This window comes from Vibrio cidicii, from assembly GCF_009665415.1.
GTDB classification, from domain to species: domain Bacteria; phylum Pseudomonadota; class Gammaproteobacteria; order Enterobacterales; family Vibrionaceae; genus Vibrio; species Vibrio cidicii.
In genome coordinates, this window is sequence record NZ_CP035920.1 from 24,904 (window position 1) to 51,039 (window position 26,136).

The window sequence follows — 26,136 nt, forward strand, 5'->3', positions numbered from 1 at the left end:
AAATGCAACTTCATGTAGTGACTCGTTGTTCATCTGTAGGAGTGTCGATAAAATAGGTTCATAACAATCAGGGAATTATAGGTAAAGTCAGTGGCTGAAACTAAACATATCGGCGCAATTGCAGAAATCATTTCTAGTCAAATCTTTAATGAAATGAAGTGGCGTACAGGTGATGAAACAGACGTAAACTGGAAATGCTGCACGGACTCGCATTTAACCAAGGCGCAGCGTGAAGCAAAGAAACCAAAGGAAAAAACACATCCTACTGATATCGTTTTTTCTTATTCAGACCCGTATGACAGTGAAGTAACGATCTACGTTCAAACAGATCTTAAATCGTACAAGAAGTCGACAATTGAAAACTACAGGAGTATCCGTTCAACTATCAGTAGCCTTGCTCAGCAGGTAGAGTGCTCGCAAAAAAGTCCTGAATGGCGTGATAAATATTTGCTGAAACAACCTAGCAAATACAAGGTTCATGGCATGCTATTTATCTATAACCACGACAATGAATACGACGACGAACTATTTGATAAGCTAAGTGGTGTTCCTAATTCAGAATACAGCATGCCTGAAAACTCTATGATGGCAGTTTTCGATCCTAGGCTGATTCGTTTCTTGCTTAGTACCGTTGAAGAAATCAACAAGCGTAGAAATATTCCAGCAGATACTACTGCACAAGAAATTTTATGGCAGAAGATTCCTGATCGAGATAAATGTAGTTTTTTCTACCCTGATAAGCACAACAAGCTGTCCGTAAAGGGGGGAGGCTCTTCTGCGTCATTGGAAATGATTACATCTGGTATGTTGATGTTTTCTTACGAACATGATTTTTTTAAGCATATCGAAGGCGATAAAGTAATCACCGACCGTAAGAAGATTCTAAACATTTTTTGGGATGAAGATGTTAAGTCCAAAGAAGCATTTGTATTTGTTCTCGAATACATTTTTAACTATCAATTACTGAATCAGTTTGATCGCATTTACATCAGCACACCGTTTTCATCAACTTCAGGTACGTATCTAAAAGACGCAATTACTTACTACGTAGGAAAGTATTCGTTTAACAGCCAACAGCTTAAAACGGTTCGAGATAACATTATTTCGATTCCAATCCATACCAAAACGGTATCGATTTATGATTTCCAAGTTGGTAGTGAACAGCACAATCGCATTTGTAATTTTGAGTAAGGCAGAAAATAATGAATAAGTACCAAGCAACACTATTCGCAAATGAAAGCGACATCTACACTGCCTTGCATTCAAATAAAGCGAAAATGACTGAAGGCGCACTGCGGAAAATTGCTTTTGATCGTGGGTTAATTTTTCCAAAGAAGCTGGAACGTGAAGACTTAGTAGAAAAGATTTCCGATTTACCATTTTCTTACTCGCATGTAGAAAATATTCAAAAGAAACTTGCTTCAAATTCCAGTCAGGACCTGTTTTCTGTAAAACGCATTTTTAATGATGTTGAAGGTTTTGATAACTTTAATATTGACGACCTATATGACGTTGTCGAGATTGTTAAGCAAGAGCGTCCACCAATGCTTGGTAGCGAAACGATTGAACACTTTGCCGCTCCCGGAATGTATGTGATATCAATCGAATATACGGAATTTGATTTCAAACGCAGCAAGTTCCAACAACGTAAGATGTATGGTGGTGAAATTCGTTTTATTGTACACCCTAGCTATGTTTCGGTTCGTTTTAACTACACAAAAAGAATTAAAGAAATTCTTGGGGAAGTAATTGATAAGTACCAAGAAAAACAGAAGTGCAAGATTTGTATTCGTGAAATTGATCTATCAAGTATTACTGAAGCTCAGCATCGCAACGCTTTCGCTGAAAACATGTACGATTTTGACTCTTTGTACACGAGTAAATCAGGGTTTAGCTATGCTGGGCTAGAAAAAGTACGTGTAAGTAAGATCCACACTGCATTAGAACAGCCAACGTCTGTTGAATTGGATGATGACTCTGACGAAGAACGTGATGACTTTGAACTGGATGCAAAAGCCGATGATAAAGACAATAAGACATTTATCGATAATGCTTCATATGACGGAAAATCATTAGTGAATACCACACAAATCGAAGATCTATGTAAAGATGGTTTTTACCGTAGTCAGATCAAATGGAAGTCAAAAGCTACATTCTTAACTGGCGCACCTGTAATCACCTTTGAATTGGCTTTTGATGAGAAATACAAAGCACAAGATCTGAAGTTTAAAATCATTAGCAAAGAAACATCAGGCATGCCTGATACTAAAGAAAAGCTAAATGACGCAGAATTTGACCAAGTGATCGCACACCTAGAAGAGCATATCTTTGTGCTAAACGACATCATTCAAGAAGAATACGCTCAACAATTTCAATCTGCAACACCAGAACCTGACAAGCAGGAGGCTAGTTGATGGTTAAGGTAAAACTGTACAAGGTCGATCAGATACCTATAGAAAAGATTGTCCGTGCGAACCTCGCACACAGGCAGTACGATCATAACACAGGTTTTGGGTTTGAAGTAATTGATGACGATGAAGAATTCATCATCCAATTCATAGAACGCCAAATCCTTAAACAAGAAATCGAAACACTTGATGGTAGCGTTTCGACTATTGAATCGGTGTCTTACATTAAAGTGAAGTTCGGTATTCGATTTGGAACTAAGCATGCAGTCTACGTCATAGATCCACCTAGAAGCATGAAGCACCCATTTGAAATGATAAGGACACTGTTTGGTTCTGACGGTAACTTACAGCCCGCAGAATTCGATTTGAAAACGTTGCTGCAAATTTTTGATGCAAGCTACAAACATGTAATTAAATCTATGTCGCTGTCCAACATCCATTGTGACGCCAACACTTTGGCTAAGACAATGATCGTAAGCTCGAAGGACTTACATCCGTTCTATTTGAATAATTACAGTGATACTAAAGCTGTAATTGACATAATTCATATGGAAGTTGATGGAATTGATGTTGAATTGTCTCGTACAGGGCGTTTTCGCTTACATGAAGCCAAACTATCGAAATTTATGCTTATGCTTGAACATTCATTCCAGTAAGCCTTTAGGAAAGATCTAATGATTTTTTCGTTGTTATGCGCAGATAAAAGGCTTCAAGATACTCATCCTAATCTGACAGAGACGATTTTGGGTAATTAAGCTAACTTGTTTCTGTCCAAAAATGAGCTGGAGTGTTTATGACCCACAATAGGCAGCTAAGCTAAGAGCTGCCTATTGCGAGAATCACAACAGGTTCAACGGTCTTGATACTTCTCCAGTACAGCCGCGATCGCATGATCGAGTTCATTTTGCACGTCCTTAGACAAGCGGCCAAATTCATACGAGAAATTACGGCCTTTTACTCGCTTACGGGCAAAAACGCCTTTGCTGTTAAACTGGGCTAGGGGGGTCACTTCCGCTTGTTCTTTAACTTGTTTTGCTTCAGTGATTTTTAACTCTGCTTTTATCGCGGCAATGATGTCTAACTTGGTTTCATCAAGGGGCTGTTCAGCCTGAACATTGACAGTTCTTTCCTGAACTCGCTCGACGAATAAATCCAACTCTTCAGCACTATTTCCCAATATTTTCATGACTTTATCGAGTAACGAATAGTCCGTGTGTGAGAGAAGATTAACATCCGAAAATAAGGAGATAAGTTTGTCATCGATACTGGCGGCTTTGAGAGCTTTGCTGACCGCGGGACGGCTCATTCCCATCACTTTAGCGACATCTTCTTGCGTAAATTCGCCACTGGCCATGATCGCTTTACACTGCAAACCGATTTCACGCTGATTATGCTCTTTGGCGGTTTGTAACTGCTTGGCTAGTGCTTTGGCATCGGAGTAGGATATTTGATCTTGAGTGACCAATATTCTAAACGTTTGCACTTTCCCGCGATTTTGTAAGAACCATGCGCGGCGACGTGAGCCATCGAGCACATCGATCTTTCCATCCAGTTCTCGGCCAACGGCAGGGTAAAACTGCTGAAACTCTAGAGAAGCAAGATCAGACAATGAATCTTTAGTCAAAAGAGACTGATCACGGCCATTTACTTCAAAGGTGACGTAGGTATTATCGCGAACTTGTTCGTATGACAGTGTCACTTCGTTAAATGTCGCCTGAGTCCCAGATTCCAATTGCCATACGACGCTATTACCGACAGATTGAATACCAAATGTTTGTTGTAGATAGTGGACAACACTTTCGCCGGCATTAGTGAGCTCTTGGGATAGCTGCCGAGTTAAACTGTCAATATTCGCTTTTGCTGCCGATACTTGTGCTTCTTGAGACCCTGGGGCATTACCTAAGGGGCTTCCTCCACGTTTTTTTGCCATTATTTTTGTTCCTCTCGCCAAACGTTAACGATGTCGCGCAAAATTTGACTCGTCACTTCATAACCATTTTGCTGCGCACTTTGGAAAGTGCCTTTGCTCTTCGGATACTCACTTTTCGACATATCAAAGACGGTGGAAAGTAGGGAAGAGGCCTGACGGATCGCTTCACTATGTTTGAACTCTTTAGAGTAAAGATAAGGAGAAAAATGGTCGTACAGGCTGTTCATTAATTCAGTGGTTGTCGAGCCGTCTCTATGGTTAGTTAATAGTATTTTCATAAAGTCGTAACCAGAGTGGTTGGCATTCGCCAACAAGGCCCACACTTGAGGGATGTAGCTGAAATAAGAGCACGTAGCATCGATGTCGTTTTCGGTAATCGAAAGTGGGAAAACGACACTGGTCGCCGCAAAGTAGGCGTTATAGGTGGCGTACCCTAATGATGGTGGGGTATCAATCAGGATAATATCAAACTCATCTCGCACCGAGTTGATAATCTCACTCAAAATTGAGTAAGGGGAAGGCAGTTTGTGGCTAAACACTTGCTCATGAAACCAGCCCTCAATCGCTCGGTCGGTTTGTGATGCCGGTAGGATACGCAGATTAGGTATGGTGGTTTTCAAAAACGAATCCGACACCACTTGAGCCAACGTTTCACCTTCTTCGAGATCAAAGTTTTGCATCATCAAGTCGCCCACGGACAAGCAACCTTCCTGTTCTGCTTCCGGCGCGTAGTACATGGAAAGTGTCGCTTGGCCATCCATATCGATCAGACCGACGCGATATTCTTGATGAAATTCAGTGGCTAAACCAGATGCAATCGTTGCGGCAGAGACGGTTTTCCCAACGCCTCCTTTTTGGTTTTGAATCACGATAATTTGAGTCTTTTGGTGACTATCGCGGACAAACTTAGCTTCTTTGCGCAGAGAGTCGGGTAACAAATCGCGCACCGTATACATCTCTTCAATGTTAATCGACCACTGAGAATCTTGATGGCGGCGTGGGTCGATCCCGGCATTGGCGACGTACTTATCCAATGTTTTAGCATCGATATCGAGATAGGCAGTGGCTTCAGCGCGAGTAAAGTTACGCAGTTCTTTACGATGGTTGGCGAGTAAACGCTGATTGCGGCGTTTGATGTAACCGTCGGCACCTTGCTTAAGAGCTTGAAAGGTCAATGTGGTTTGTTGGGTATCCATTTCTATCTCCATAGAGGATTTAAAAACAGTATATCCATTAATTTTTGAGGTGCACACTAAATAGTAAGGGATGGTCTAATTTTTTAGCATAGTTCGCAATTTTCATTAAATTGAACGACAAGCGGGATAAGTAAAGCTGTGGGGAAAAATGACTTTTCAAGTCCTAGCACCTTACCTTAGGCAGATCTCGCCAACGGGTCGTGTATTGTGGCGTGAGCATTTCACGCCGCATTTCCCATTTACTCCCTATGCCTTGCGCTGCTAAAAAAACAGCGCCATCCCCATAACGTTGATTTAAGCTGTCAAATACGGCCATCAATTTTTCATCGTTCGGACATGGGTTGAAAAGGTCTTTTTGCTCATGTCGGCCGTCTTGCAAATCGAGCAAACCAACCCCAAATTTGTAGAAGCGAACCCCCTCATGAAACACTTCATTGGCTAAACGGGACGCCGAAGAAGTGATCTGAGTAACGTCAGATGTAGGGTAAGCAAAGCGATGTATTGCTTTAAAACTCACCGGTTTTTCATCAAATGGAGAGTTCGAGGCAAACACTAGCATCACACGGCATAGCGAACTTTGTTTTCTCGCTTTGCGTGATGCTATCCCAGCATGCAGGCACAACGCCTGACGCAGTGATTCAACATCGGTGATCCGCTGGCCTGCGCTTCGGGTAGAAAAAATCTGTTTCTTATCAGCCCTAGCCACATCCCAATCTTTACAGCGTTGACCGTTCAGCTCTCGAATGGTCCGTTCGACTTCAACATTAAAATTTTTGCGCATTAACGGCGCAGGCTTTTTGGCGAGATCAAGTGCAGTATTGATACCCATTAGTTTGAAATGGGAAGAGAGTTTACGGCCAACTCCCCATACGTCTGAAACAGGCGTTTTTGCTAAGACTTTTAGACGATCGGCTTCATTATCGAGCACACAAACGCCGGAGTAACCGGGTATTTTTTTCGCCGCGTGGTTGGCAAGCTTAGCTAAAGTAAGGGTGGGGCCCATGCCAACACAAACGGGTAAACGGCACTCTTTCCAAACCGCTCGACGAATCAAAGTGCCGTGCTGACGGAAATCGCCGATCGCAGTTAAACAACGTTCAAAAGAAAGGAAAGTTTCATCGATAGAGTAAACATGCTGCTCTGGTGCGAATCGACCGATCACTTGCATCATTTTTTCTGACAGATCGGCATACAGCTCGTAGTTAGAAGAAAGGGCAATCACCCCTCGCTGTTCACACAAGGCGCGAACTTGAAAATAGGGTTTAAACTTCTCGATGCCGGCTTCCTTTGCTTGTCGGTTTGCGGCAACGATACAGCCATCGTTATTCGACAAAACAATCACCGGCTTACCCCGCCATTCAGGCCGAAAGACTTGCTCTGCACTGCAGTAAAACGAGTTAGCATCGACAAGCGCGAACATTATTCACCACACAACAACGGGCTAGGGCGGTGGCAGCGAATCGAGCGAATCACCACACCTTCAATTGAAAAAGAATCAAACTCATGGATAGGAACAGGCTGTAAATGTTCATTGGCAGAAAGTAACAAGCGGCGACGAATATCGAGGATCTTACAGACAAATTCACCGTTGTAATTAGCAACAATGATGTCTTGATCTGAAGCTTGCACATGCCGATCAACAATCAACAAATCCCCATCAAAGATCCCAACGCCTTGCATCGAGTCGCCCTTTGCTTGCCCTAGAAAGGTTGCGCTCGGGTGCTCAATGAGCAATTCATCTAAATCTATCGCAAGCTTCTTGTACTCAGCCGCAGGGCTTTCAAAGCCAGTAATGCCGGCACTCGCGTAAATAGGGATAACTTTCATAGATAATAATACTGTTCATTTATACAGTATTATTTTGATATGAGGTACGGAAAAAAGCAATATGATTAGAGAGAGTCGCGCTGTCATTGCCGAACAAAAAAAGAAAAAAGCCAGACGCAAAGGGCGGCTGGCTAAATTTTGTGAACAAATTCATTCACTAACAACGTCAGTTGGCTAGGTGACCCTCGGCTTAAAAGGGTCACTGTATGTATATCAAATAGCGTGCCAAATAGAAATGGTTAAATATCCAACAAAATAGGGGGTTAAATGGTGTTTATATCATCACGTTTCATATTTTGAATTGCAATGTGCAAGAAAGTTGCAAAATGCATGCGGCTACTTACTTATTCATCTTGCTCTTGATATTCACAGACTTGCTGCAAAAAGTCGTCGAAATCTTGTTTCGACTCAATACGAACGTCACGTGACGCTAACGCCACATTGAGCACCCCAATGATTTCTCTAACCGTGATCTTCTCTATCTGACGCAACCTTTCGACCAAGTCGACCATTTTCTGATCAATTAAGAAGTTTTTCATAAATACTCCGTAGGTTTTGGGGCGTAAGCCCCAAAACCATTAGCCTAAGTTTGCCGCCAATTCACCCAAGGGAACATATTGCGATTTGTTCTCTGTGGACCAAAAACGCACCTTTCTCACCTGCCAGCCACAACGAATGTAATCTTTATCTGTGAGATAGGTACCGGCCCCCATCGAGTAGTTTTCTCGGTGCTCCGCACTGTTGGCCACATTGGCCAAAAACTCAGTTTCAGGATGGTTGAGGCAGGCTTTGCGCAATTCAGGAAACAAACGACGTTGATGTTTTGACCAAGCCAATATGATGGTTTTCTCGGTTCGATATTGGTAATAATCACTTACGGGTTTGTCAGCTTTGTTGTGCAAAAAAACTCCACCCGAAGGTGGAGTTTGCTTTTTAGTGCGCCGAGCATGGTGTCAACCTAGGAGGTGAAAGTCCTCTACGTGCCTTGTCGAGCAGGAAACGTTAGCCTATGCAAGGGTGTCCATCGTGAGGTGGAATCTCCGGGGCGCCGGCCGGAAGTAAGCAAATGGCAAAACATAGCTTTGACGAACAGAAATCTGGTAGTAGGCATAGTCAACTTGGGTAACCTAGCTATAGATAGAATAGCCCGAAGTCTCGAACAGAAGTGTGATTATGTAAACCGGGCAGAGCTATGGGAAAGGGGGGCATCTTACCTCGGGAGGTCTTATCGCCTGTCTCATTAGAGACTAATGCAATAGTGATGTTGTGTGATGGGCATAAGAAGTCAGCAGAGGGCATAGTACCTAAGATTTAGGGAAGGCCTGAACCAAGGTTTTAGATAAACAGGTAACAAATTCTCAGTGTGTACGGAGTCTCAGTAAAGAGTAGAACCCCTACAGCTACGTTAGAAATATGTGGAGAAGTCGGAAATGGATCTGCAACTAACGAAGAGAGGCAAGACATAGTGGCGTCGGAGTTAAACAGTGAATCTAAGCCAACGAAAGTTAGCATGCCTTGGAACCGCCGTATGCGACCCACGCTTGTACGGTGGTGTGAGAGGATGGAGGCCGTGAGGCCTCCTCCTACTCGATTCGAGTGATGGACACTCAGATTGCTCAAGTTTGATGGTATCAAGGAGTCGGTGTTACAGTTACACAAGACACAAACTGGTTAAGATTCGTTGTTAGAGTTGCTGAGTTGCTGCTGGTCGATGTATACATGCGCAGAGCCCAGTAATTACCAGTAGCGCTACCTTGGATTCTTAGCGAAGCACTCATGTAGTGCGTTTTGATATCGACAGGTGTTGCCGCGCCCGTTGGCCAACCAAACACTGGTGATATCAAGCGATTATTATCTTCATTTGACGTGATCATGCTTGTGTTTAGTGTGCCCATGCTAGAGGCTGCTGGATCTGGTGCATTGTTACCAGCGTCAGCATAGTTGTTAGCCGTGTAGTAACCACCAGTGTTACCGATTGGCAGTGCCCATTGTCCACCATCATACAGGTTTGTACATGCGGTAAATACATTGCCTTGGTCATGGTTGTACATTGCCCACTCAATGCCATTGAATGGTTGCGGTGCTGCTGCTGTTAATAGGTTCGCGTTAAAGCCCACTTTGTCTTTCAGTTGTGTCTCGGCAAAAGTGAGAGGACGGTGGTAAGTAAGCGCGCCATGTTCAACCAGACGTATAGGTTCGATACCACGTTTACTTGCATCTGCTGCATCATAGTAAAGACCGCCGGTCACGCTTGCGCTGTCAGCAGCGTTCGCACATTTTGCTGTACCGTTAACATCCACACAGTATTCAACTGATTTTCCAACAAAGTCACGCGCTTCTAGTAAGCCTACACCCGCACCAGCAAACCAGTCATAGTCGGTTGCCAGAGAGCCGCGAGCGCCGATTTTATAAATGTTACCTGTATGCTGAACGCTCTTGTTGCCTTCATCTACAGGGCCGGTTTGGTTACTGGTGTCAACCTTCCACTCACCAAGAGTCGCGTCAGCCGCATAGCCATACACGGTTGCGATTAGCTCTTGGTCGTACTCAAGTTTACCTTCGATTTTGATGCCTTTTGGCGTCACTTTAGACGTCAGACAAACTTCATCACCTGCGGTATTTAATGCAGTTTGTGGTGTGACACAGAAATCCAGTTGTTTACCTAAATCGGCTTGGGTGATGGTGTAATCACAGGCACGTGCATCAGCACACTCTTCTCCTGCAATATTGTCTACTTTCCAGACTGCGGTAGACGTGCCTTCAAGGCTGCCGTCTGCTTGAGCATAATCATAGTTACCACGTAGTGTGGCACCAACTTCAGTATCAGCCGCAGGAGCCTGAACTTCTGCAATTACGTTACTTGCGGTTGGTTTCGCTTCTGAAACAACAGCGACTGGTGTCGTTGTGGCACAAACTTCAGTACCGTTTGTCGGTGTACCTGTTTTGGCGACCGGAGTAACACAAAACTCTAACGCAGTGCCCTTGTCACCTTCTACTGGGGTATAGATTTTTGTGGTTGAAACTTCGCTTAAACCTGACTTCCAGCTGTAGGTACTGGCACCTTCAAGGTCACCATCAGCATCAGTAAAGGTGTAGTCGGTGGTCAGTTCTACACCAACAAAGGCGTCCGCAGAGAACGTGATATTAGATGCAACTGGTGCTGAACCCGCTTTGGCTGTAATTGCGTCAGTTAACGCTGAACAGACTTCATCCCCAGCTACGGCTGGCGTGCTATCGGTTTTAGGCGTAACACAGAACTGTACCTGTTTACCTTCTAGCGTGTTGCCAAGAGTGATGGTTTTTTCAGTGCCCACAGTGTCAGTGCTGGTTTTCCAGGCAAACGCAGAAGTACCTTCTGTCACGCCTAAACTGGTATCAAAATCATAAGCTCCGGTCAGGACGTCGCCGACAGCAGGTGTGCTGTTAGGAGTAATCGCAACGTTAGTTGCTACAGGTTTAGCACCTAGTGGAGCATTAACGACTTTAGGTGTACTACATTTTTCTTCACCAACCGTATTCAAATCGCCTTGTGCTTTTGGTGTCACACAAAACGCTAGGTTTTGTCCTTCAAGATTGCTTGTGATAGGCAGCTCTTGAGTGTTGACGATTTCACTTTGATCGGCAGCATTACGCCATGAATAGATGCTAACCGCTTCTGGACGTGGGTTTGCATTTGGGTCAACAAATTTGTAGGTACCCTTGACCGTTTCGCCTACATAAAGTGCAGGGGCGACCACTTCAGTCGCAATAGGCGGGTAAACATTGTCGTTACTGATTGGAAGTTCTTTGTTGTCTTCGGCATTACAGCCGATCAGGGTTGCTGTAATGACAACAGCTAGGGTCTTTTGTTTGAATGTCATATCGCGTTTGTTCCTACGGTTGAACAACAATGCCGTTCTACTGCGAGTCAGCGGATGGCGTGCTGGTTGCTTTGTTCATTTACGTAATGTGTTGTCAGGGGGTGATATTAGCTTTCTAAAGCTTTCATTAATGTGATTTATGCCAATTTTCGAAGTGTTTTATTTCACTTTGAAAGAAAATGATGACGAGTGTCAGGTCTTTGAAGACAAAAAAAGCCAATCGTAAGATTGGCTTTGGATTTTAATTAAGGAGTGGTTTTAGAGTTTGAATGAGTAACTGACAATGGCTTTGATCGCATCGATATCACCACGGTCTGCTGATCTCTCTGAGACTAATCTTGCATAAGTACGGTCCGGACGGTACATACTGCTGCGGAGCAAGAATTCAAAGCCTTTCATTGAACCAGAGCGTGGGCGATAAAAGACATCGATAACGTGCTCTTCACCGCGACCCATCGCGAGCTGGTCGTTATTGTCAAAATGTTGTTCTGCTTTTCTTTCCCAGTGGAAACGGTACGAAAGCTTAAGATCAGGAATGCCGAAATGACGCAAATCGTAAGAGATACCGACAACATGAGCTTGGCCACCATCACTACGGAAAGAGGAGTAACCTGGCGAAGTGACTAGGCTCAAGTAGCCTTTTGCGCCACCGAAGCCGTAAGAGAAACCGCCTCTGCCATCTGATCTTGGTGCATCAACCGTATGGTAGCCGTACCATAAGCCCCATGCATCTCGCTCCAGTTTGCCGTGATAAGCAATCAGGTAGGCGTGGTCATCAAAGGCAGCAACGCCTCTTTCGACATCTTCGTGCCAAAGATCACCAGCCGCTTTGTTGTAGTAATATTGTGCTTTTAAATGTAATTTCGTTTCTGGCGTGATCATATGATTCATCCAGACGTTAGTGTGGAAGCGACGTAAGTAATCTTGTGCTTCACCATAAGAGAACACATAACCCCAGTCACGACCTGCGCGGTAATCTACGCGTCCGGTGTAGAGGTAGTCGTAAGTATTAGGATACGGGTCATAGTAGTTGCTGTTGGTGGTCAGATCGCCCATTTTGTCGGCTAGACCGTCCATAAAGCCAGTTACAAACGCAGCATCAAAACGGTAGTTATTCCATTTGTGGCGAAGCATGACCCCGCGGTAACTGGAAAGAGTCGCGTCATCGGCAGCCGCTGTGGTGATCATGCCGGTGTTGAAAAAACCGTCACCGACGGTCAGGTTACCGCCTTTCCAGTAAAACTTAGCATTGGCCATTGGCACTTTACCGAAACCTTCCACGTCGTAACATTTGTACTGGCCCTTAAATTTCTCACCACCGGTCCAGACACAGTCCTTACTTTCCAGTAATTTTTGCCCGCCATGCCAGTTGTGCATGCCTCCTGGGTATTGACTATCAAGCTCAAATATATGCGAGTAGCCAAGATTCAAGTTCATTTTTATCGGGCTGTCACCCAGGCTGATCTTGCCAGAGTTGTAGAACATGCCGACAGATTGCGTCCACTCTGCTTGTGTGTGGTGACCCTCTTCCGATTGTCGAAACTTACCATTCTCATCAAAGTATTTAACATCGGTATCCCAACGGTGTGCCGATTTGTAGTAGTTGACCAATGAGACGGTGATTTTGTCGTTTGTGGTCGCCTCTTTATAGGCTTGGCTTAAAGATGAGGCGCTAGCAATAGAAGGTACTGCCAATACACTAGATAAGAGTGCGCCACCTAAGGTTAGTTTCACCGCTCGTGCGCAAATGGTCGGTTGATGTTTACGTGCCATAAAAAGTCCAGCTCCAATGTCCACTTTATCGTGTGGGGTGGAATAGTAAGGAATAAGTAATAGGTTAATTTTATTACTGACTTTCACAATCTTTCGTGACTTCTAACACGAAAACAAAAGAAGACTAAAGGTAGTTAATCGAAAATGAGATATTAATCCTGATTTAAGCGCTGATTCGCAGGGAGTTGTTACAGAGATGGATGGCATGAGGAAATGCAATGTAATAGTGCATACTCCACAGATGGATTATACGCTATTGAAGTGAAGTAAAACGCTTACTTCAAGGTGTAGACTTTAAAGTTGTCAATTTTTAGGTGGCTTTTTCAGGTACGGACGCCAAATTTACCCGATTTGAATTGCGCTTCATCGGTAATTTCATACAGTTGTTTATCATTGACGTAGACATAGATACGTTCGGCAAGTTCATGAATTCTTTTGCGGAAACGTCGTACTCAGGAAGACGAGGGCTATCATCGGCATAACGGCGGAAGCGAGTGGTGGAGTTATCGTTCGCCCCGTAACCAATGTAGTAAGAGGGCATTGGGTCGTACTTGCGCCATCCAGAACCAGTTGAGATCCGTGCTTCGGTCATTCGGGCCTCCATTAAGCAAGACCATACCATCAAATTCAATCGCAGATGGGGTGTCAATATCGTGCTTAAACCACACGGTGGTGCCGTTTCCATCATCAATATCCAGTGCTGATCCTTTTATTTCGGTACGTGATACATCGGTCATTTCGACGACCCAGTTTCGATTCCATTATCGAATTTGTCACTGTGGGCTAACGTGGCATGCGTTTTTATCAGTTGTTGCGCAGTATCAAAACCAAATGAAAAACTTAATGCTGCAACGAGTAAGGTAAGTTTTTTTTCATTATACTACCTAAAGAGTAGTCATCAGGAGTAAAAACGGTGGGTGGAAAGAAAAGCCAGCAAACGCTTAATGCCAGTCGCTTAAGAGCGAGTGGCAATCGAAACTGGCTTTTTCAAAACCGCTCGGGGATAGAGTCTTCGTTTTTGTTTTTTGGAAGAATAAGCCGCTTCCCGCTATCCCTGATGATCTGCACCAGTTGCTGTTGCCACTGCTCAATAAACAACTGACAGAAATCATCGACATCACAGAAGGTTTCAATTAATTTGTCCATGCTCGTTCCTTGGAGGTATCTGTTCCTTTTGGTCGAATGATCAGATCGGGGAACGAGCAATTAGTTCCTCTGTTAGCTCAGTTTCTTATCCAGAGTTCAGGTTAGCTAGGTTACCCAAGTTGACTATGCCTACTACCAGATTTCTGTTCGTCAAAGCTATGTTTTGCCATTTGCTTACTTCCGGCCGGCGCCCCGTAGATTCCACCTCACGATGGACACCCTTGCATAGGCTAACGTTTCCTGCTCGACAAGGCACGTAGAAGACTTTCACCTCCTAGGTTGACACCATGCTCGGCGCACTAAAAAATCGGTCGTAACTTACGTTACGACCGATTATGGAGCCTCTGTAGGGTCGTTCAAGTAGCCACACGATCAGCATTAAGCACAAAGCTGGCTTTATTATCGCTAAGTAAGACTTAGATATAAGCGTTTAACACAGAAGCTGGCACTTCTGTTGGACGCCAAGAGTCGCCGGTGTGCTCAAGCCAATGCATGAGTTCGGTTTGTACCAGTTGTTCAACCAACTCTGGGTTCTTATCCGCAATGTTATTCATTTGGAACGGATCAGCGATGTTGTCGAACAACATGTATTCAATTGGCTTACCAATTTTACGCGTTGCTTGCAGCGTGTAGCGTTCTGTACGAACTCCACGCTGCCCGTAGGACGGTGCGCCATAAGGTGACTTCACATAAAGCTGTGAAGTGGCACGTTTATCGCCTTTTTCACCTTGTACTGTTTTCGCGTAGTTGGTGCCTTCTACCGTGTCTGGGATCTCAGTATCTAACCCCATCAGACCCAACATGGTTGGAAATAGGTCAGGGATAGAGAAGAGAAGATCGTCTTGCATTGGCATCAGTTTGCCTTTCCAACGGAAAATCATCGGAATACGTACCGACTCTTCATAAATCACGTTTTTCGTTGGCTGGCCATTAGCGCCAAGGCAGCAACCGTGATCAGAGAAGAAAACGACAAGTGTATCTTCGGCAAGGTTGAGGCGGTCGAGCTCATCGACAATACGACCAACTTGCTCGTCAACACCGTTAATCATGGCGAGGTATTCTTTGTAGAACTCAGGGCCGTAACCTTCCAAATATTCTTTGTTCCAATCGACGTTTGGACGATCGTTCATCTCTCTTGAGGTTTTGCCCTTAAAGCGTTCTAAGTATTTCTCTGGTACTTGATCATACGGTGAATGCGGTGGGTTCATGGAAACAACCAGTGCGAATGGTTCTTCCTCATTACGGTATTGACCACCTTCGTTACGTAGGTATTTGATCGCCATGTCCGCTTCGTGCTCTGGTGACCATTGGTTGATTTTCAACGGTGCTTCACGTGGCGTTTCGTTAGTCCAGTAGATTGGATTCATGTGCAGATCGTACGTACCGTAAGAGTACCACCAATCAAAACTGTGACGGTGCGATAGCGGTGTCCAGTCATTCCAGTAACGGCCACCGAGTGGGTTATTGTAAGACGGCACAAATGGCGGTTTCGGGCAGTCTAAGTGCCACTTTCCTAGGTAGCCCAGTGAGTATCCCTGTTTTTTCAGCACATCTGACCAACAAATCGCGTTCTGTTTTAGCTCAACGCCAAAATTAGAACCACCAAAGTGGCCTTCTTCCGGCGTATGGCAGTTACCGTGAATACCATTGCGGTACGGGTACTGACCAGTCATGAACATGCCGCGCGCTGGCGTACATAACGGGAAATTTGAAATGGTTTGATCGAGAACGACACCTTCACGCGCCATGCGGTCGATGTTTGGTGTCATCGTGTGTTTATCCATCCCCATATAACCCAGTGACTGAGTACGACATTCATCAGGGAAAATAACCAGTAGGTTTGGTTTTTTTACGTTGTTTTGCTTTTTATTCTGACCCTGAGCAGGAGCAGTGCCATTTGAGGTGACTGAAGAACAAGCGGCTGTTGTAGCAACAACGCTTGTCGCGGCAATCCCTTTCAACAGGTCTCGACGAGAAACAGACATGGTGGTTTCCTCTTGTCAATGTTCTAAATTGCAAGCGACTTGTTTTCTAATACGCTTACCTTTTTTATATCGTAAGTGATCGAAAGTTAAATTTCGAATTGGTAGATCACAAAAGTCGGAAATCAGGTCATAGAAAATTAAAAAATGCCGCGAAGAAAACCCTGCTTTCATTTTGTTTTTATTTGTTTCGTTTGCCTTTTTATTTGGTTTTTCTGTTAATTTTTTATGCGAAATCGAAACGAATTGGTGTGATTTGTGAAATGCATCAAAAAAACAGTGCTTTCGTATTGTGTGGCTTTTGTTTTTTTTCGTATTATAAAAGCGAAGAAAAATGAAAGTTCATTTGTTATTATTACAGAATAACCAGTGGGCACTTTGAATTGGATTAATTGCTCCTTTCAATTTCACCTATGAAGTGTCTAACCATCATCTTATTTTTACTAGGGTGTCGCTCTGTGAAATGGGGATAACACAGTAATTCTGGCATTACGACGACGGAAATATTCTTTGCTTGAATGATGTTTTTATTGATGTAGCTATGACGAATGAACTTGGTGTTGCTATGGCCTTTCATCTGAAGTTGGTGCAAGTTTGGCGTTTGGATTGTGATGACGTAGTCGAAGACGTCATCGTTTAAAACCTTACAACATGCGCCTTTTTCGTGTTCGAACTTCATAGAAACGTCGGGTAAGACTTATACCGAATTGATCCACTTTGGAGTGATTACATGACAACTCTACTGAACATAGTAAAGCAGCATAAAGCTGGTAACGAAAACGGCATTTACTCCGTATGTTCTGCTCACCCTCTTGTTCTCGAAGCAGCTATTCTGCAAGCGAAAAAAGACAAATCCCCACTTTTGATTGAAGCAACGTCGAACCAAGTTGATCAATTCGGCGGCTATACGGGGATGTTACCTGCTGACTTCCGTGATTTAGTTCTTAGCTTAGCAGAAGCACATGGCTTTAACTCTGAAAACTTGATCCTTGGCGGTGACCACTTAGGTCCAAACCGTTGGCAAGATGAACCAGCAGCGGAAGCGATGGCAAAAGCAGAGGTACTTATCGAAACGTACGTTGCTGCGGGATTTACGAAAATTCACTTAGACTGTTCGATGCCATGTGCCGATGATCCTGTGTCTCTAACGGATGAGATCGTGGCTGAACGTGCTGCGCGCCTTGCGAAAATTGCAGAAGACACAGCAGTGAAAAATTTTGGTACTGCACGGGCATTTACATATGTGGTTGGTACAGAAGTGCCAGTACCGGGTGGTGAAACTGAAGAGTTACACGAAGTGCAACCAACGTCACCAGAAGCGGCTCGTCAAACTATTAAAGCACACAAGGACGCATTTGCTGCTGCTGGCTTAGATTGTTGGGATCGCGTTGTAGGCTTGGTTGTACAACCTGCCGTTGAGTTTGACCACTCTAGTGTGATTGATTACAAACCAGAGTCAGCGGCTGAGCTATCAAAAGTGGTTAACGAGTTTGAGAATATACTGTTTGAAGCACACTCAACCGATTACCAATCTCCAGAAAACTACGCTCTATTAGTTCGCGATCACTTTGCGATCTTAAAAGTGGGCCCGCAGCTAACTTTTGCTATGCGTGAAGCCCTATACGGTCTCTGTGCGATTGAAGATGAAATACTACCTATCGAGCAACGCTCTAACCTACGTAACGTCATCGAATCTGTGATGCTTGCAAAACCAGATAACTGGGCGAAGTACTACCACGGTAACGAAGCAGAGCAAAAATTTTCACGTTCTTACTCTCTATCTGATCGTATCCGTTACTACTGGGCTGATGAAACCATTCAAGCTGCCGTAGACAAGCTGTTTGCCAACCTAAAAGAGGGACTACCTCTTGCGCTTGCGAGTCAACACCTACCTGAAGGTTATGCAGCACTGCGTAGCGGTGAAATAGAAAACAACCCGAAAGCGTTTGTTATCAACAAGATTCAAAAGACCGTGCTAGAAATCTACGCACGTGCTTGCAAGTTTTAATTATACGAGTGACTAAATAATGAAACACCTAGGCATTGACATTGCTGAGCTAGAAACGAACAAAGGTTTCTGGACAGCAAAAGAAATCGAGCAACAACCAGATTGTTGGTTAAAAACCCTTGCGATTGTGAATGAATGTCGTGCGCAAGCAGAAGCGTTTCTTTCGCCACTGTTTGCCAAAGAGAACTTACGAATTGTGATGACAGGTGCGGGTACGTCTGCATTTGCCGGTAAAGCGTTAGCGCCAATCCTAGCGAAAGAATTAAACTGCCGCGTAGAAGCTATTGCGACCACAGACATCGTGTCAAACCCATCTCAGTACTTTGCTGAAGATATCCCAACACTGTTGGTGTCATTTGCTCGTTCTGGTAACTCACCAGAATCCGTGCGTGCGGTAGATTTGGCTTCTCAAGTCTTGTCTGATTGTTTCCACCTAGTGGTTACTTGTAACGCTGACGGTCAGCTTTACAACCGTTGTCAAAGCGATGTGCGTTCTCTAGCGGTACTGATGCCGACAGAGACTAACGATAAGTCGTTCGCAATGACTTCCTCATTCTCTTCAATGATGATGGCGGCATTCTCGTTCTTAACTTTCAACAAAGCCAGTTCACAAGATTTCGAGAAAGTATGTGAACAATCTAAAAGGCTGATCCAAGACGTGTGTGCACCAATTCGTGACATCGTGGCGAAAGATGCAAAACGTGTGATCTATATCGGTTCCGGTGGTTTCCAAGGTCTGGCTCAAGAGTCTGCTCTAAAATTACTAGAGCTGACGGCGGGCAAAGTGGTTGCTATGTACGATTCGCCACTTGGTTTCCGTCACGGTCCTAAGTCAATTATTGATGATGAAACATTGGTCATGGTCTACATCTCGAATAACCCATACACACGTCAATACGACTTAGACCTGTTGACAGAATTACGTCGTGATAACCTAGCACTACAAGTGGTGGCAGTTGCTGCGCAACTAGATGATATTGTCACTGATGGTCACTACCTGCATATTGATGGCCTAGAAGCGGCTTCTGATGTTGAGTTGATTTTCCCATACTTAATTGTGGCTCAAGAGTACTCATTCTTCCATTCGTTAGCGCTAGACATTACACCTGATAATCCTTGCCCAACGGGCGAAGTCAACCGTGTCGTGCAAGGCGTGATCATCCACCAATTTGAATCATAACTGAGGGTTTCAATACTATGTCAGCGAATATTGTATGGTGCCGAATAGACGAGCGTCTATTGCATGGCCAAGTGAAAATTACTTGGATGCCGGCTTCTGGCGCTAACACTTGTATCGTGTGTAACGACGATGTGGCCGAAGGCCCAACTGCCGAGTTCTCTCAGGCGGCGATGCGCGCTTCGGCCGGCGGCGAGTTCAAAACCTCGTTCTACTCGGTCGACAAGCTGTGCGCCATCATTGGTAAAGCCAAGCCGGAGCAAAAAATCTTCATCGTGTGTTCGAACCCAACCGACGTGGCGCGTCTGATTGAAGGCGGCGTGCCTATCAAGGCGGTGAACGTGGGCAACATGCACTTCCACGAAGGCAAACGTCAAATCACCAAAACCGTATCGGTGGACGACAAAGACATCGCGGCGTTTGAGCGCATTGCGGCGTGCAATGTGGTTTCCACTATCCAAAACACCCCGGATCAGGATCCGGTTGAGGTGTTAGCTCTGGCGACAGCGAGCGCGTAATTTTCAACCGCCGGGGTGGGGGTGTCCTCCTCCGGCTCTGATAAAGGAAGAGACAATGCTATTTGAAGCAATGCTTGTGGCGGCGTGGGCGTTCCTGTGTGGTATCGATAAATACGATGTTGCCCTGAACATTCACCGTCCGCTGATCACAGGGCCGATTGTTGGCCTGATCATGGGTGATCTGGAACTGGGTCTGATGACCGGCGCGGTTCTGGAGTTGGCGTGGCTTGGCCTGGTGCCAAACGCAGGCGCTCAGCCACCAGATGTAACCATGGGTACGATTGCCGCGGTGGCGTTTGCCATCATGACTAACCAGACCCCGGAAATTGCGATGGGTGTGGGCATGCCGATTGCGGTTCTGATGCAGATGTTGATCATCGGCTTCTTCGCCATGTCGTCGTTTGCGATGGGTAAAGCGGATGACTGCGCGGAGCGCGGTGATTCTCGCGGTATCGACTTCTTATTGATCAGCATTCTGACCGCTCGTGCCACCATGTACTCCGTGGTCGCGTTCATCACCGTGTACTTTGGTGAGCACGCGGCGCAGTGGATTGACGAAAACGCTCCAACCATGCTGCTTGAAGGCTTAGGTATCGGCGCGAAAATGGTGCCAGCTATCGGTTTTGCCATGCTGTTAAAAGTGATGTGGAACAAAGAGATGGCGGGGATCTTCTTCATTGGTTTCGTGATGACCACGTACCTGAAACTGCCGATCATGGCGGTGGCGGTACTCGGTGGCTCAGCCGCGGTCCTTTACTACTTCATGACTGGCAACCAGGCCCAGGCAGTCGCAAGCAATAACTCTGTGCAAAGTGAGAATTACGATGACGACGGTATCTAATACAGACACACTTCCAAAAGAAGTTGAACAAGCAGAACGTTTCACTGACGAGATCGATGCGTACCAAGACACCGAAGTACGTAAAGTGATCACCAAGCGTGAGCTTATTATGTGTGCCCTGCGTGGCCTGTTCATGGAAGGCAACTTCAACTTCGAACGTATGCAGGCGGGCGGTTACGCGTACTCGATGATCCCGGCGCTGAAAAAAATTCACGGCAACAACAAGCGTGACTTTGCGACCTCGTTGAAAAACCACCTGCAGTTCTTCAACAGCTCACCAAAACTGTTCACCTTCCTGCTTGGCCTGTCGGTAGCAATGGAAGAGAACAAAGAAAAACCAAGCACCATCAACGCCGTGAAAGTGGCGGGTCTTGGTCCACTGGGTGGCATTGGTGATGCGCTTGACCACATGACTCTGATGCCATTGACTTTAGCACTGGGCGCGGCGATTGCCGCGGATGGCTCGATTGCCGGTCCGTTCGTGTTCTTCGTGCTGTACCAAATTCCGCACTTCTTAGCGTACTTTGGTCTGATGTTCCTTGGCTACAACGCTGGTGCGAAAGCGATGAGCGCCATGAGTGGCGTGACCGAGAAGTTAGCGCGCGCCGCCAACATCATGGGTCTGTTCGTGATTGGGGCGCTGACCGCCACCTTCATCAAAGTCAACACCACGCTTGAGCTCGAGATGGGCGGTAAAGTGGTGTCGCTGCAACACGATCTGTTTGACAAGATCATGCCGAACCTGCTGCCACTGGCGCTCGTGTTCTTCATGTTCAAAATGGTGCGCGGCAAAGGCTTCTTTGCCAAGCCACCGGTACTGATTTTTGGCACGCTCGCGCTTGGCGTCGTGGGGCACTATTTGGGCATTCTCTAAGTCTGAGTAAAGGGGAAAACAATCGCTTCCCCTTATTTTTAAGGAATTTTCTCATGATTGGTATTGTTGTTTCAGGCCACATCAACTTCGCGACCGGCATGCAGTCGGCCTTTCACGCCATCGCTGGCGAACAAGATCAGTTTGAATTTGTCGACTTCTTGGAATCCATGTCTACTGACGATTTAGAAGACGAGCTACGCAAAGCGGCGCAAGCGGTCAACACCGGTGACGGCGTGCTGTTTTTATGTGATGTTCTGGGCGGCTCACCATGCAACCGTGCGATGAACATCATGCTGGACACCCCGAATATAGAAATAGTGGCGGGTGTGAACCTAGCGATGATCGCCAACTCGGCGTTTGAGCGCGATGGCAGCAACCTCGACGACTTGGTCGAAACCTTGTTGGAAATCGGTGGCTCGACCATGCAATCTATGCGTCAGGCGCTCGTGAAAATCAGCGCGGCCGCGGCAGATGACGACGACGGTTTATAAGCATGCGTTTCGCCCTATTAGCGGATAAGGTCTTCACCCCAAATGGGGTGGAGCACGACACCGCCGTGATCGTCAATAGCGATACCATCGAAGCGGTGACCAAGCAAATCCCAAGTGATTGTGAGTGCATTCGCCTTGAAGGCCTGTCTCTGATGGCTGGCTTTGTTGATATTCACATTCACGGCCGCGGCGGGTGTGACGTCATGGACGCCACGCCCGAGGCGCTGCAAACCATCAGTGACGCCCTGCCAGAAACGGGCGTCGTCGCCTGGTGTGGCACCACGGTGACCGCGCCGATGGACGAAATCCACGCCGCGCTCAGTGGCGTGAAACGCTTTATTGAGCAGGGTCAGAGCTCGGGCGCCGAACTGGTGGGCTCGTTCTTAGAAGGGCCTTACTTTACCGAACCGTTTCGTGGCTCGCACCCGACGCGCTTTTTAAAAGCCGCGACACTGGATGAACTCGAGCAGCTCAGCGCCTGCGCCGGCGACACCTTACTGCGTGTGGCACTTGCGCCGGAATACGACGGCTCGATGGCGGTGATTGACTGGCTGGTCGCGCGCGGGATCAAAGTCAGCGTCGCCCACACCAGCGCCACCTTCGAACAGGTGACCGAAGCGCATCAGCATGGCGCCGACTGTGGCGTGCACCTGTTTAATGGCATGTTGGGGCTGCACCACCGTGAGCCGGGCTGTGCCGGCGCGGTGCTGTATCACGACATGCTGGCCGAAATCATCCCCGATGGCGTGCACGTCAATCCGGTGATGATGAATCTGGCGTACCGCATGAAAGGGCACGAGAAGATGGCCCTGATTACCGATTGTATGCGTGCCGGTGGCATGCCCGATGGCGATTACGTCCTCGGCGCGCAAACCGTCACCGTGACCGATGGCAACGCCATGACCGCCGACGGCTCTCTGGCTGGCAGCACCTGCAGCCTGGACAAAGCGCTGCGCACCATGGTGTTTGAGGCCAAGATCCCACTGTGGGAAGCGGTGCAGATGAGCACCGCCGTGCCAGCGCGCTACCTCGGACTGGGGCAGCGTTTAGGCTCGATTGCCGCCGGTTTTGATGCCAGTCTGGTCGTCATGGACGATCAACTTCACGTTCACCGCACCCTCATCAAGGGGCAGTGGGCATTTGATACACAAGAATAACGAGGGTTCCTAATGGATATTCGTCAACCTATTCACAGTGCACACGCAAAAATGCTCGATACGGACGGGCTGCGTGAACAATTTCTCGTCGAGCGCGTGTTTGTCGACGGCGAGATCTCTCTGACCTATTCGCACATCGATCGCATCATCTTTGGTGGCATCGTCCCGACGCAGCGCCCACTGGCGTTAGCCGCGGGCAAAGCGTTAGGCGTGGAGTACTTTCTGCAGCGCCGTGAGTTGGGTCTGATCAACCTGGGCGAAGCGGGCAAAGTCACCGTCGATGGCGAGGTTTACGACATCGCCCCGCGCGAAGCCCTGTACATCGGCATGGGCGCCAAAGACGTTACCTTTGAAAGCGTCGACGCCAGTGCTCCGGCGCAGTTCTACATGAACTCCACCCCGGCGCACCACGCCTACCCAACGCGCAAAATCACCCTCGATGACGCGGAAAAAGTCACGTTGGGCAACGCCGAAAACTGCAACGTGCGCACCATCAACAAATACATCGTGCCATCGGTGCTGCCAACGTGTCAGCTGACCATGGGCTTAACCCAGCTGCACCCGGGCTCACTGTGGAACACCATGCCATGCCACACGCACGAGCGCCGCATGGAAGTGTACCTCTACTTTGATATGACGGATGACAACGTCGTGTTCCACTACATGGGCGAGCCGACCGAGACGCGTCACATCGTGATGCGCGAAAAACAAGCCGTGATCTCACCAAGCTGGTCTATCCACTCCGGTGTCGGCACCGCAGCGTACTCATTCATTTGGTCAATGTGTGGGGAAAACCAGACGTTTGATGACATGGACCACGTGGCCATGTCCGACCTACGCTAAATCAGGCCTGATTTTCATATTTGATAGTCATACACGCTCTCACGCTCACCCTCGAAGACAACCGGGCGTGAGGGCGGCTTTATAAAGGAAATGCATCATGAACATGTTCGATTTAACAGGTAAAGTCGCGATTGTGACCGGTTGTGATACCGGTCTGGGCCAGGGCATGGCGGTGGGTCTGGCCAAAGCTGGCGCTGACGTACTGGGTATTGGTTACGTAGACGCACCAGAAACCAAAGCCATGATCGAAGCCGAAGGCCGCCGTTTTGAATACATCAATGCGAACCTTATCGCCAACTCAAGCAAGGCGGCACTGACCGAGCTTGTCGACCAGGCGGTAGAAATCATGGGGCGTGTGGACATCCTGGTCAACAACGCCGGCATCATCCGTCGTGAAGACCTGATTGACTTCTCAGAAGAGAACTGGGACGACGTGATTGCCATCAACCAAAAAGCCGTGGTGTTCCTCTCTCAGGCAGTGGCGAAACACTTCATTGCGCAGCAGTCAGGCGGCAAAATCATCAACATCGCCTCTATGCTGTCGTTCCAGGGCGGCATTCGCGTGATCTCTTACACCGCGTCTAAATCGGCGGTCATGGGCATCACCCGCGCCTTAGCGACCGAACTGTCTGGCCACAACATCCAGGTGAACGCGATTGCCCCGGGTTACATGGCGACCAACAATACTCAGGCTCTGCGTGAAGACGCGGCGCGCAACCAGGCTATCTTGGAGCGCATTCCAGCGGGTCGTTGGGGTCTGCCAACCGACATGCAAGGTCCGGTCACCTTCCTGGCTTCAGACGCCTCAAACTACGTCACCGGTTACACGCTGGCCGTGGATGGCGGCTGGTTAGCTCGCTAAGAAGGAGCCGACATGACACTTAATAAAGCGCACGTACTGGATCAGATGAAACGCGTTTACCGCTATCAGGCGGCCAACCAGACGCGCAGCGTGATCCGCCGCAGCGGGGCCACGCGCTTCATCAAAGACACCGACTGGGAGCGGGGCGTGTTCTGGTCCACCGTGGCCGCGGCGTGGAAAGCGACCGACGATCAAGAGTACCTCGATGGGGTGATGAACTACACCCTGCACACCGGTTTTCGTACCGGCGCCTTCCCGCGCTTTGCCGACGACCACGTGTGCGCGCAGGCGTACCTGGACGTGTACCCAACGGTAAACATTCCGGAAGCGCTGGAGCCAACCATCAAAGCGTTCGACCTTATGGTCAACGATCCGAAACCGGGTCACCGCGACTGGTGGTGGGTGGATTCGCTGTTCATGGCGCCGCCGGCGTTTGCGGCGCTGTCACGCGAAACCGGTGATGACAAGTACGTGAACTACATGCACACCGCCTTTTGGGACTCGGTGAATCACCTGTACGATCCGGAGACGGGCCTGTACTACCGTGATTATCGCTACATGCCAACCGAAGTGGGGCAAAAGTACCGCAACGAATTTGGCGATGGCGGCAGCGAGTTTCGTGAAGCCAATGGCGAAAAAGTCTTCTGGTCACGCGGACTGGGCTGGATGCTGGCCGCCGTGCCGCGCATCCTTGAGCGCTTGCCAGAGCACTTTGACGAGCGCGAGGGCTACCGCACTCTGTTCGTTAACCTCGCCAAAGAAGTGGTGAAGTACCAGCACGACGACGGTTTCTGGCGGGCGAGCCTGCTGGATCCGGATTCGTTCCCGGCACCGGAGTCGAGCGCCACGGCGCTGTTCACCTTCGGTCTGGCGTGGGGCCTCAACCAGGGCTTACTGGATGAAGCGACCTACCTGCCTGTCGTGCACAACGCGTGGGCGGCGTTAGAAACAGCGATCCACGACAACGGCATGATTGGCTGGGTACAGTTGCCGGCATTCAACCCGCGTGATGTGCAGTTTGAGCACAACATTGATTACGGGGCCGGCGCGTTTATTCTTGCGGCGATTGAAGTATCGAAGCTGGCGTAACGTGCAGCACCAACGGGAAAGAGAGAGCGGCGCCGATGCGCCGCTTTTTTTGTGGATTAAGTTGAGATGAATAATTAAATCACATTCCATCTTTTCATATTAATTTGTCTGCCAATAGATATAGAAATATATTTTCAAACTGATTCAAATTTTT

Annotated in this window: 23 protein-coding genes and 1 pseudogene; 13 read left to right on the forward strand and 11 right to left on the reverse strand. The window is 47.3% G+C overall.

Translation table 11 applies throughout. The annotated features are described in order from the left end of the window. The first annotated feature begins 90 nt into the window (after positions 1 to 90). From EWA64_RS00385 to EWA64_RS00395, 3 genes are read left to right on the forward strand one after another with little or no spacing between them, the layout of a single operon-like run. A complete protein-coding gene (locus tag EWA64_RS00385) occupies positions 91 to 1,191 on the forward strand; it encodes a PD-(D/E)XK nuclease domain-containing protein (protein WP_061894799.1) in 1,101 nt (366 codons plus the stop codon). An 11-nt stretch (positions 1,192 to 1,202) separates the two neighbouring features. Beyond that, positions 1,203 to 2,414 (forward strand): hypothetical protein, encoded by a 1,212-nt coding sequence (locus EWA64_RS00390; RefSeq protein WP_061894798.1) that lies wholly within the window; start codon positions 1,203 to 1,205, stop codon positions 2,412 to 2,414. Further along, positions 2,414 to 3,064: a hypothetical protein gene (locus EWA64_RS00395; RefSeq protein WP_061894797.1), complete on the forward strand. Its 651-nt coding sequence runs from the start codon at positions 2,414 to 2,416 to the stop codon at positions 3,062 to 3,064. Before EWA64_RS00390 ends, EWA64_RS00395 begins: the two co-directional genes overlap by 1 nt. Positions 3,065 to 3,258: 194 nt before the next feature. Here the strand turns inward: EWA64_RS00395 and EWA64_RS00400 are convergent, their stop codons facing one another. The 11 genes and pseudogenes from EWA64_RS00400 to EWA64_RS00450 all read right to left on the reverse strand — a co-directional run bounded on the left by EWA64_RS00400 (position 3,259) and on the right by EWA64_RS00450 (position 16,125). Beyond that, complete coding sequence (locus tag EWA64_RS00400) at positions 3,259 to 4,338, reverse strand: ParB family protein (RefSeq protein WP_061894796.1); 1,080 nt, start codon at positions 4,336 to 4,338, stop codon at positions 3,259 to 3,261. After that, positions 4,338 to 5,534 (reverse strand): ParA family protein, encoded by a 1,197-nt coding sequence (locus EWA64_RS00405; RefSeq protein WP_061894795.1) that lies wholly within the window; start codon positions 5,532 to 5,534, stop codon positions 4,338 to 4,340. The genes EWA64_RS00400 and EWA64_RS00405 overlap by 1 nt, the downstream gene beginning before the upstream one ends. Before the next feature lie 163 nt (positions 5,535 to 5,697). After that, the gene (locus EWA64_RS00410) at positions 5,698 to 6,954 is read right to left on the reverse strand and encodes a Y-family DNA polymerase (protein WP_061894794.1); all 1,257 of its coding nucleotides are present in this window, start codon (positions 6,952 to 6,954) and stop codon (positions 5,698 to 5,700) included. Beyond that, positions 6,954 to 7,361, reverse strand: coding sequence for a translesion error-prone DNA polymerase V autoproteolytic subunit (gene umuD / locus EWA64_RS00415; protein WP_039461217.1), 408 nt, complete (start codon positions 7,359 to 7,361; stop codon positions 6,954 to 6,956). Before umuD ends, EWA64_RS00410 begins: the two co-directional genes overlap by 1 nt. Before the next feature lie 344 nt (positions 7,362 to 7,705). Then, positions 7,706 to 7,900: a hypothetical protein gene (locus tag EWA64_RS00420; protein WP_061894793.1), complete on the reverse strand. Its 195-nt coding sequence runs from the start codon at positions 7,898 to 7,900 to the stop codon at positions 7,706 to 7,708. Between the two features lie 39 nt (positions 7,901 to 7,939). Beyond that, positions 7,940 to 8,263, reverse strand: a complete 324-nt coding sequence (locus tag EWA64_RS00425; RefSeq protein ID WP_061894792.1) for a hypothetical protein — start codon at positions 8,261 to 8,263, stop codon at positions 7,940 to 7,942. A gap of 729 nt (positions 8,264 to 8,992) precedes the next feature. Then, positions 8,993 to 11,221: a hypothetical protein gene (locus tag EWA64_RS00430; protein ID WP_061894791.1), complete on the reverse strand. Its 2,229-nt coding sequence runs from the start codon at positions 11,219 to 11,221 to the stop codon at positions 8,993 to 8,995. Between the two features lie 258 nt (positions 11,222 to 11,479). Beyond that, positions 11,480 to 12,994, reverse strand: a complete 1,515-nt coding sequence (locus tag EWA64_RS00435) for an OprD family outer membrane porin (protein WP_061894790.1) — start codon at positions 12,992 to 12,994, stop codon at positions 11,480 to 11,482. Positions 12,995 to 13,304: 310 nt separating this feature from the next. Further along, positions 13,305 to 13,731 (reverse strand): annotated as a pseudogene (locus EWA64_RS00440) (DUF6250 domain-containing protein). Between the two features lie 250 nt (positions 13,732 to 13,981). After that, entirely contained in the window at positions 13,982 to 14,140 is a 159-nt protein-coding gene (locus EWA64_RS00445) for a hypothetical protein (protein WP_170320338.1), read from the reverse strand. 416 nt (positions 14,141 to 14,556) lie between these two features. After that, positions 14,557 to 16,125, reverse strand: coding sequence for a sulfatase-like hydrolase/transferase (locus tag EWA64_RS00450; RefSeq protein ID WP_061894788.1), 1,569 nt, complete (start codon positions 16,123 to 16,125; stop codon positions 14,557 to 14,559). 727 nt (positions 16,126 to 16,852) lie between these two features. On the opposite strand from EWA64_RS00450, the gene EWA64_RS00455 reads away from it, so the two are divergent. The 10 genes from EWA64_RS00455 (at position 16,853) to EWA64_RS00500 (ending at position 25,982) form a co-directional block, all read left to right on the forward strand. Continuing rightward, positions 16,853 to 18,130 (forward strand): D-tagatose-bisphosphate aldolase, class II, non-catalytic subunit, encoded by a 1,278-nt coding sequence (locus EWA64_RS00455; protein ID WP_061894786.1) that lies wholly within the window; start codon positions 16,853 to 16,855, stop codon positions 18,128 to 18,130. A 16-nt stretch (positions 18,131 to 18,146) separates the two neighbouring features. Continuing rightward, positions 18,147 to 19,310, forward strand: a complete 1,164-nt coding sequence (locus EWA64_RS00460; RefSeq protein ID WP_439655051.1) for an SIS domain-containing protein — start codon at positions 18,147 to 18,149, stop codon at positions 19,308 to 19,310. Positions 19,311 to 19,327: 17 nt separating this feature from the next. Beyond that, entirely contained in the window at positions 19,328 to 19,825 is a 498-nt protein-coding gene (locus EWA64_RS00465; protein ID WP_061894784.1) for a PTS sugar transporter subunit IIB, read from the forward strand. Between the two features lie 55 nt (positions 19,826 to 19,880). Then, positions 19,881 to 20,666 carry a PTS N-acetylgalactosamine transporter subunit IIC gene (agaW, locus tag EWA64_RS00470; RefSeq protein ID WP_061894783.1) on the forward strand — a complete coding sequence of 262 codons (786 nt, stop codon included), beginning with the start codon at positions 19,881 to 19,883 and terminating at the stop codon, positions 20,664 to 20,666. Continuing rightward, positions 20,650 to 21,540: a PTS system mannose/fructose/sorbose family transporter subunit IID gene (locus tag EWA64_RS00475; RefSeq protein ID WP_061894782.1), complete on the forward strand. Its 891-nt coding sequence runs from the start codon at positions 20,650 to 20,652 to the stop codon at positions 21,538 to 21,540. The genes agaW and EWA64_RS00475 overlap by 17 nt, the downstream gene beginning before the upstream one ends. A gap of 53 nt (positions 21,541 to 21,593) precedes the next feature. Next, positions 21,594 to 22,031 carry a PTS galactosamine/N-acetylgalactosamine transporter subunit IIA gene (gene agaF, locus EWA64_RS00480; RefSeq protein WP_061894781.1) on the forward strand — a complete coding sequence of 146 codons (438 nt, stop codon included), beginning with the start codon at positions 21,594 to 21,596 and terminating at the stop codon, positions 22,029 to 22,031. Positions 22,032 to 22,033: 2 nt separating this feature from the next. Beyond that, a complete protein-coding gene (nagA, locus tag EWA64_RS00485; protein WP_061894780.1) occupies positions 22,034 to 23,188 on the forward strand; it encodes an N-acetylglucosamine-6-phosphate deacetylase in 1,155 nt (384 codons plus the stop codon). Positions 23,189 to 23,200: 12 nt separating this feature from the next. After that, positions 23,201 to 24,031 carry a 5-dehydro-4-deoxy-D-glucuronate isomerase gene (gene kduI, locus EWA64_RS00490; protein WP_061894779.1) on the forward strand — a complete coding sequence of 277 codons (831 nt, stop codon included), beginning with the start codon at positions 23,201 to 23,203 and terminating at the stop codon, positions 24,029 to 24,031. A gap of 97 nt (positions 24,032 to 24,128) precedes the next feature. Further along, the gene (kduD, locus tag EWA64_RS00495; RefSeq protein WP_061894778.1) at positions 24,129 to 24,893 is read left to right on the forward strand and encodes a 2-dehydro-3-deoxy-D-gluconate 5-dehydrogenase KduD; all 765 of its coding nucleotides are present in this window, start codon (positions 24,129 to 24,131) and stop codon (positions 24,891 to 24,893) included. Between the two features lie 12 nt (positions 24,894 to 24,905). Further along, positions 24,906 to 25,982, forward strand: coding sequence for a glycoside hydrolase family 88/105 protein (locus EWA64_RS00500; RefSeq protein WP_061894777.1), 1,077 nt, complete (start codon positions 24,906 to 24,908; stop codon positions 25,980 to 25,982). Positions 25,983 to 26,136: the final 154 nt, after the last annotated feature.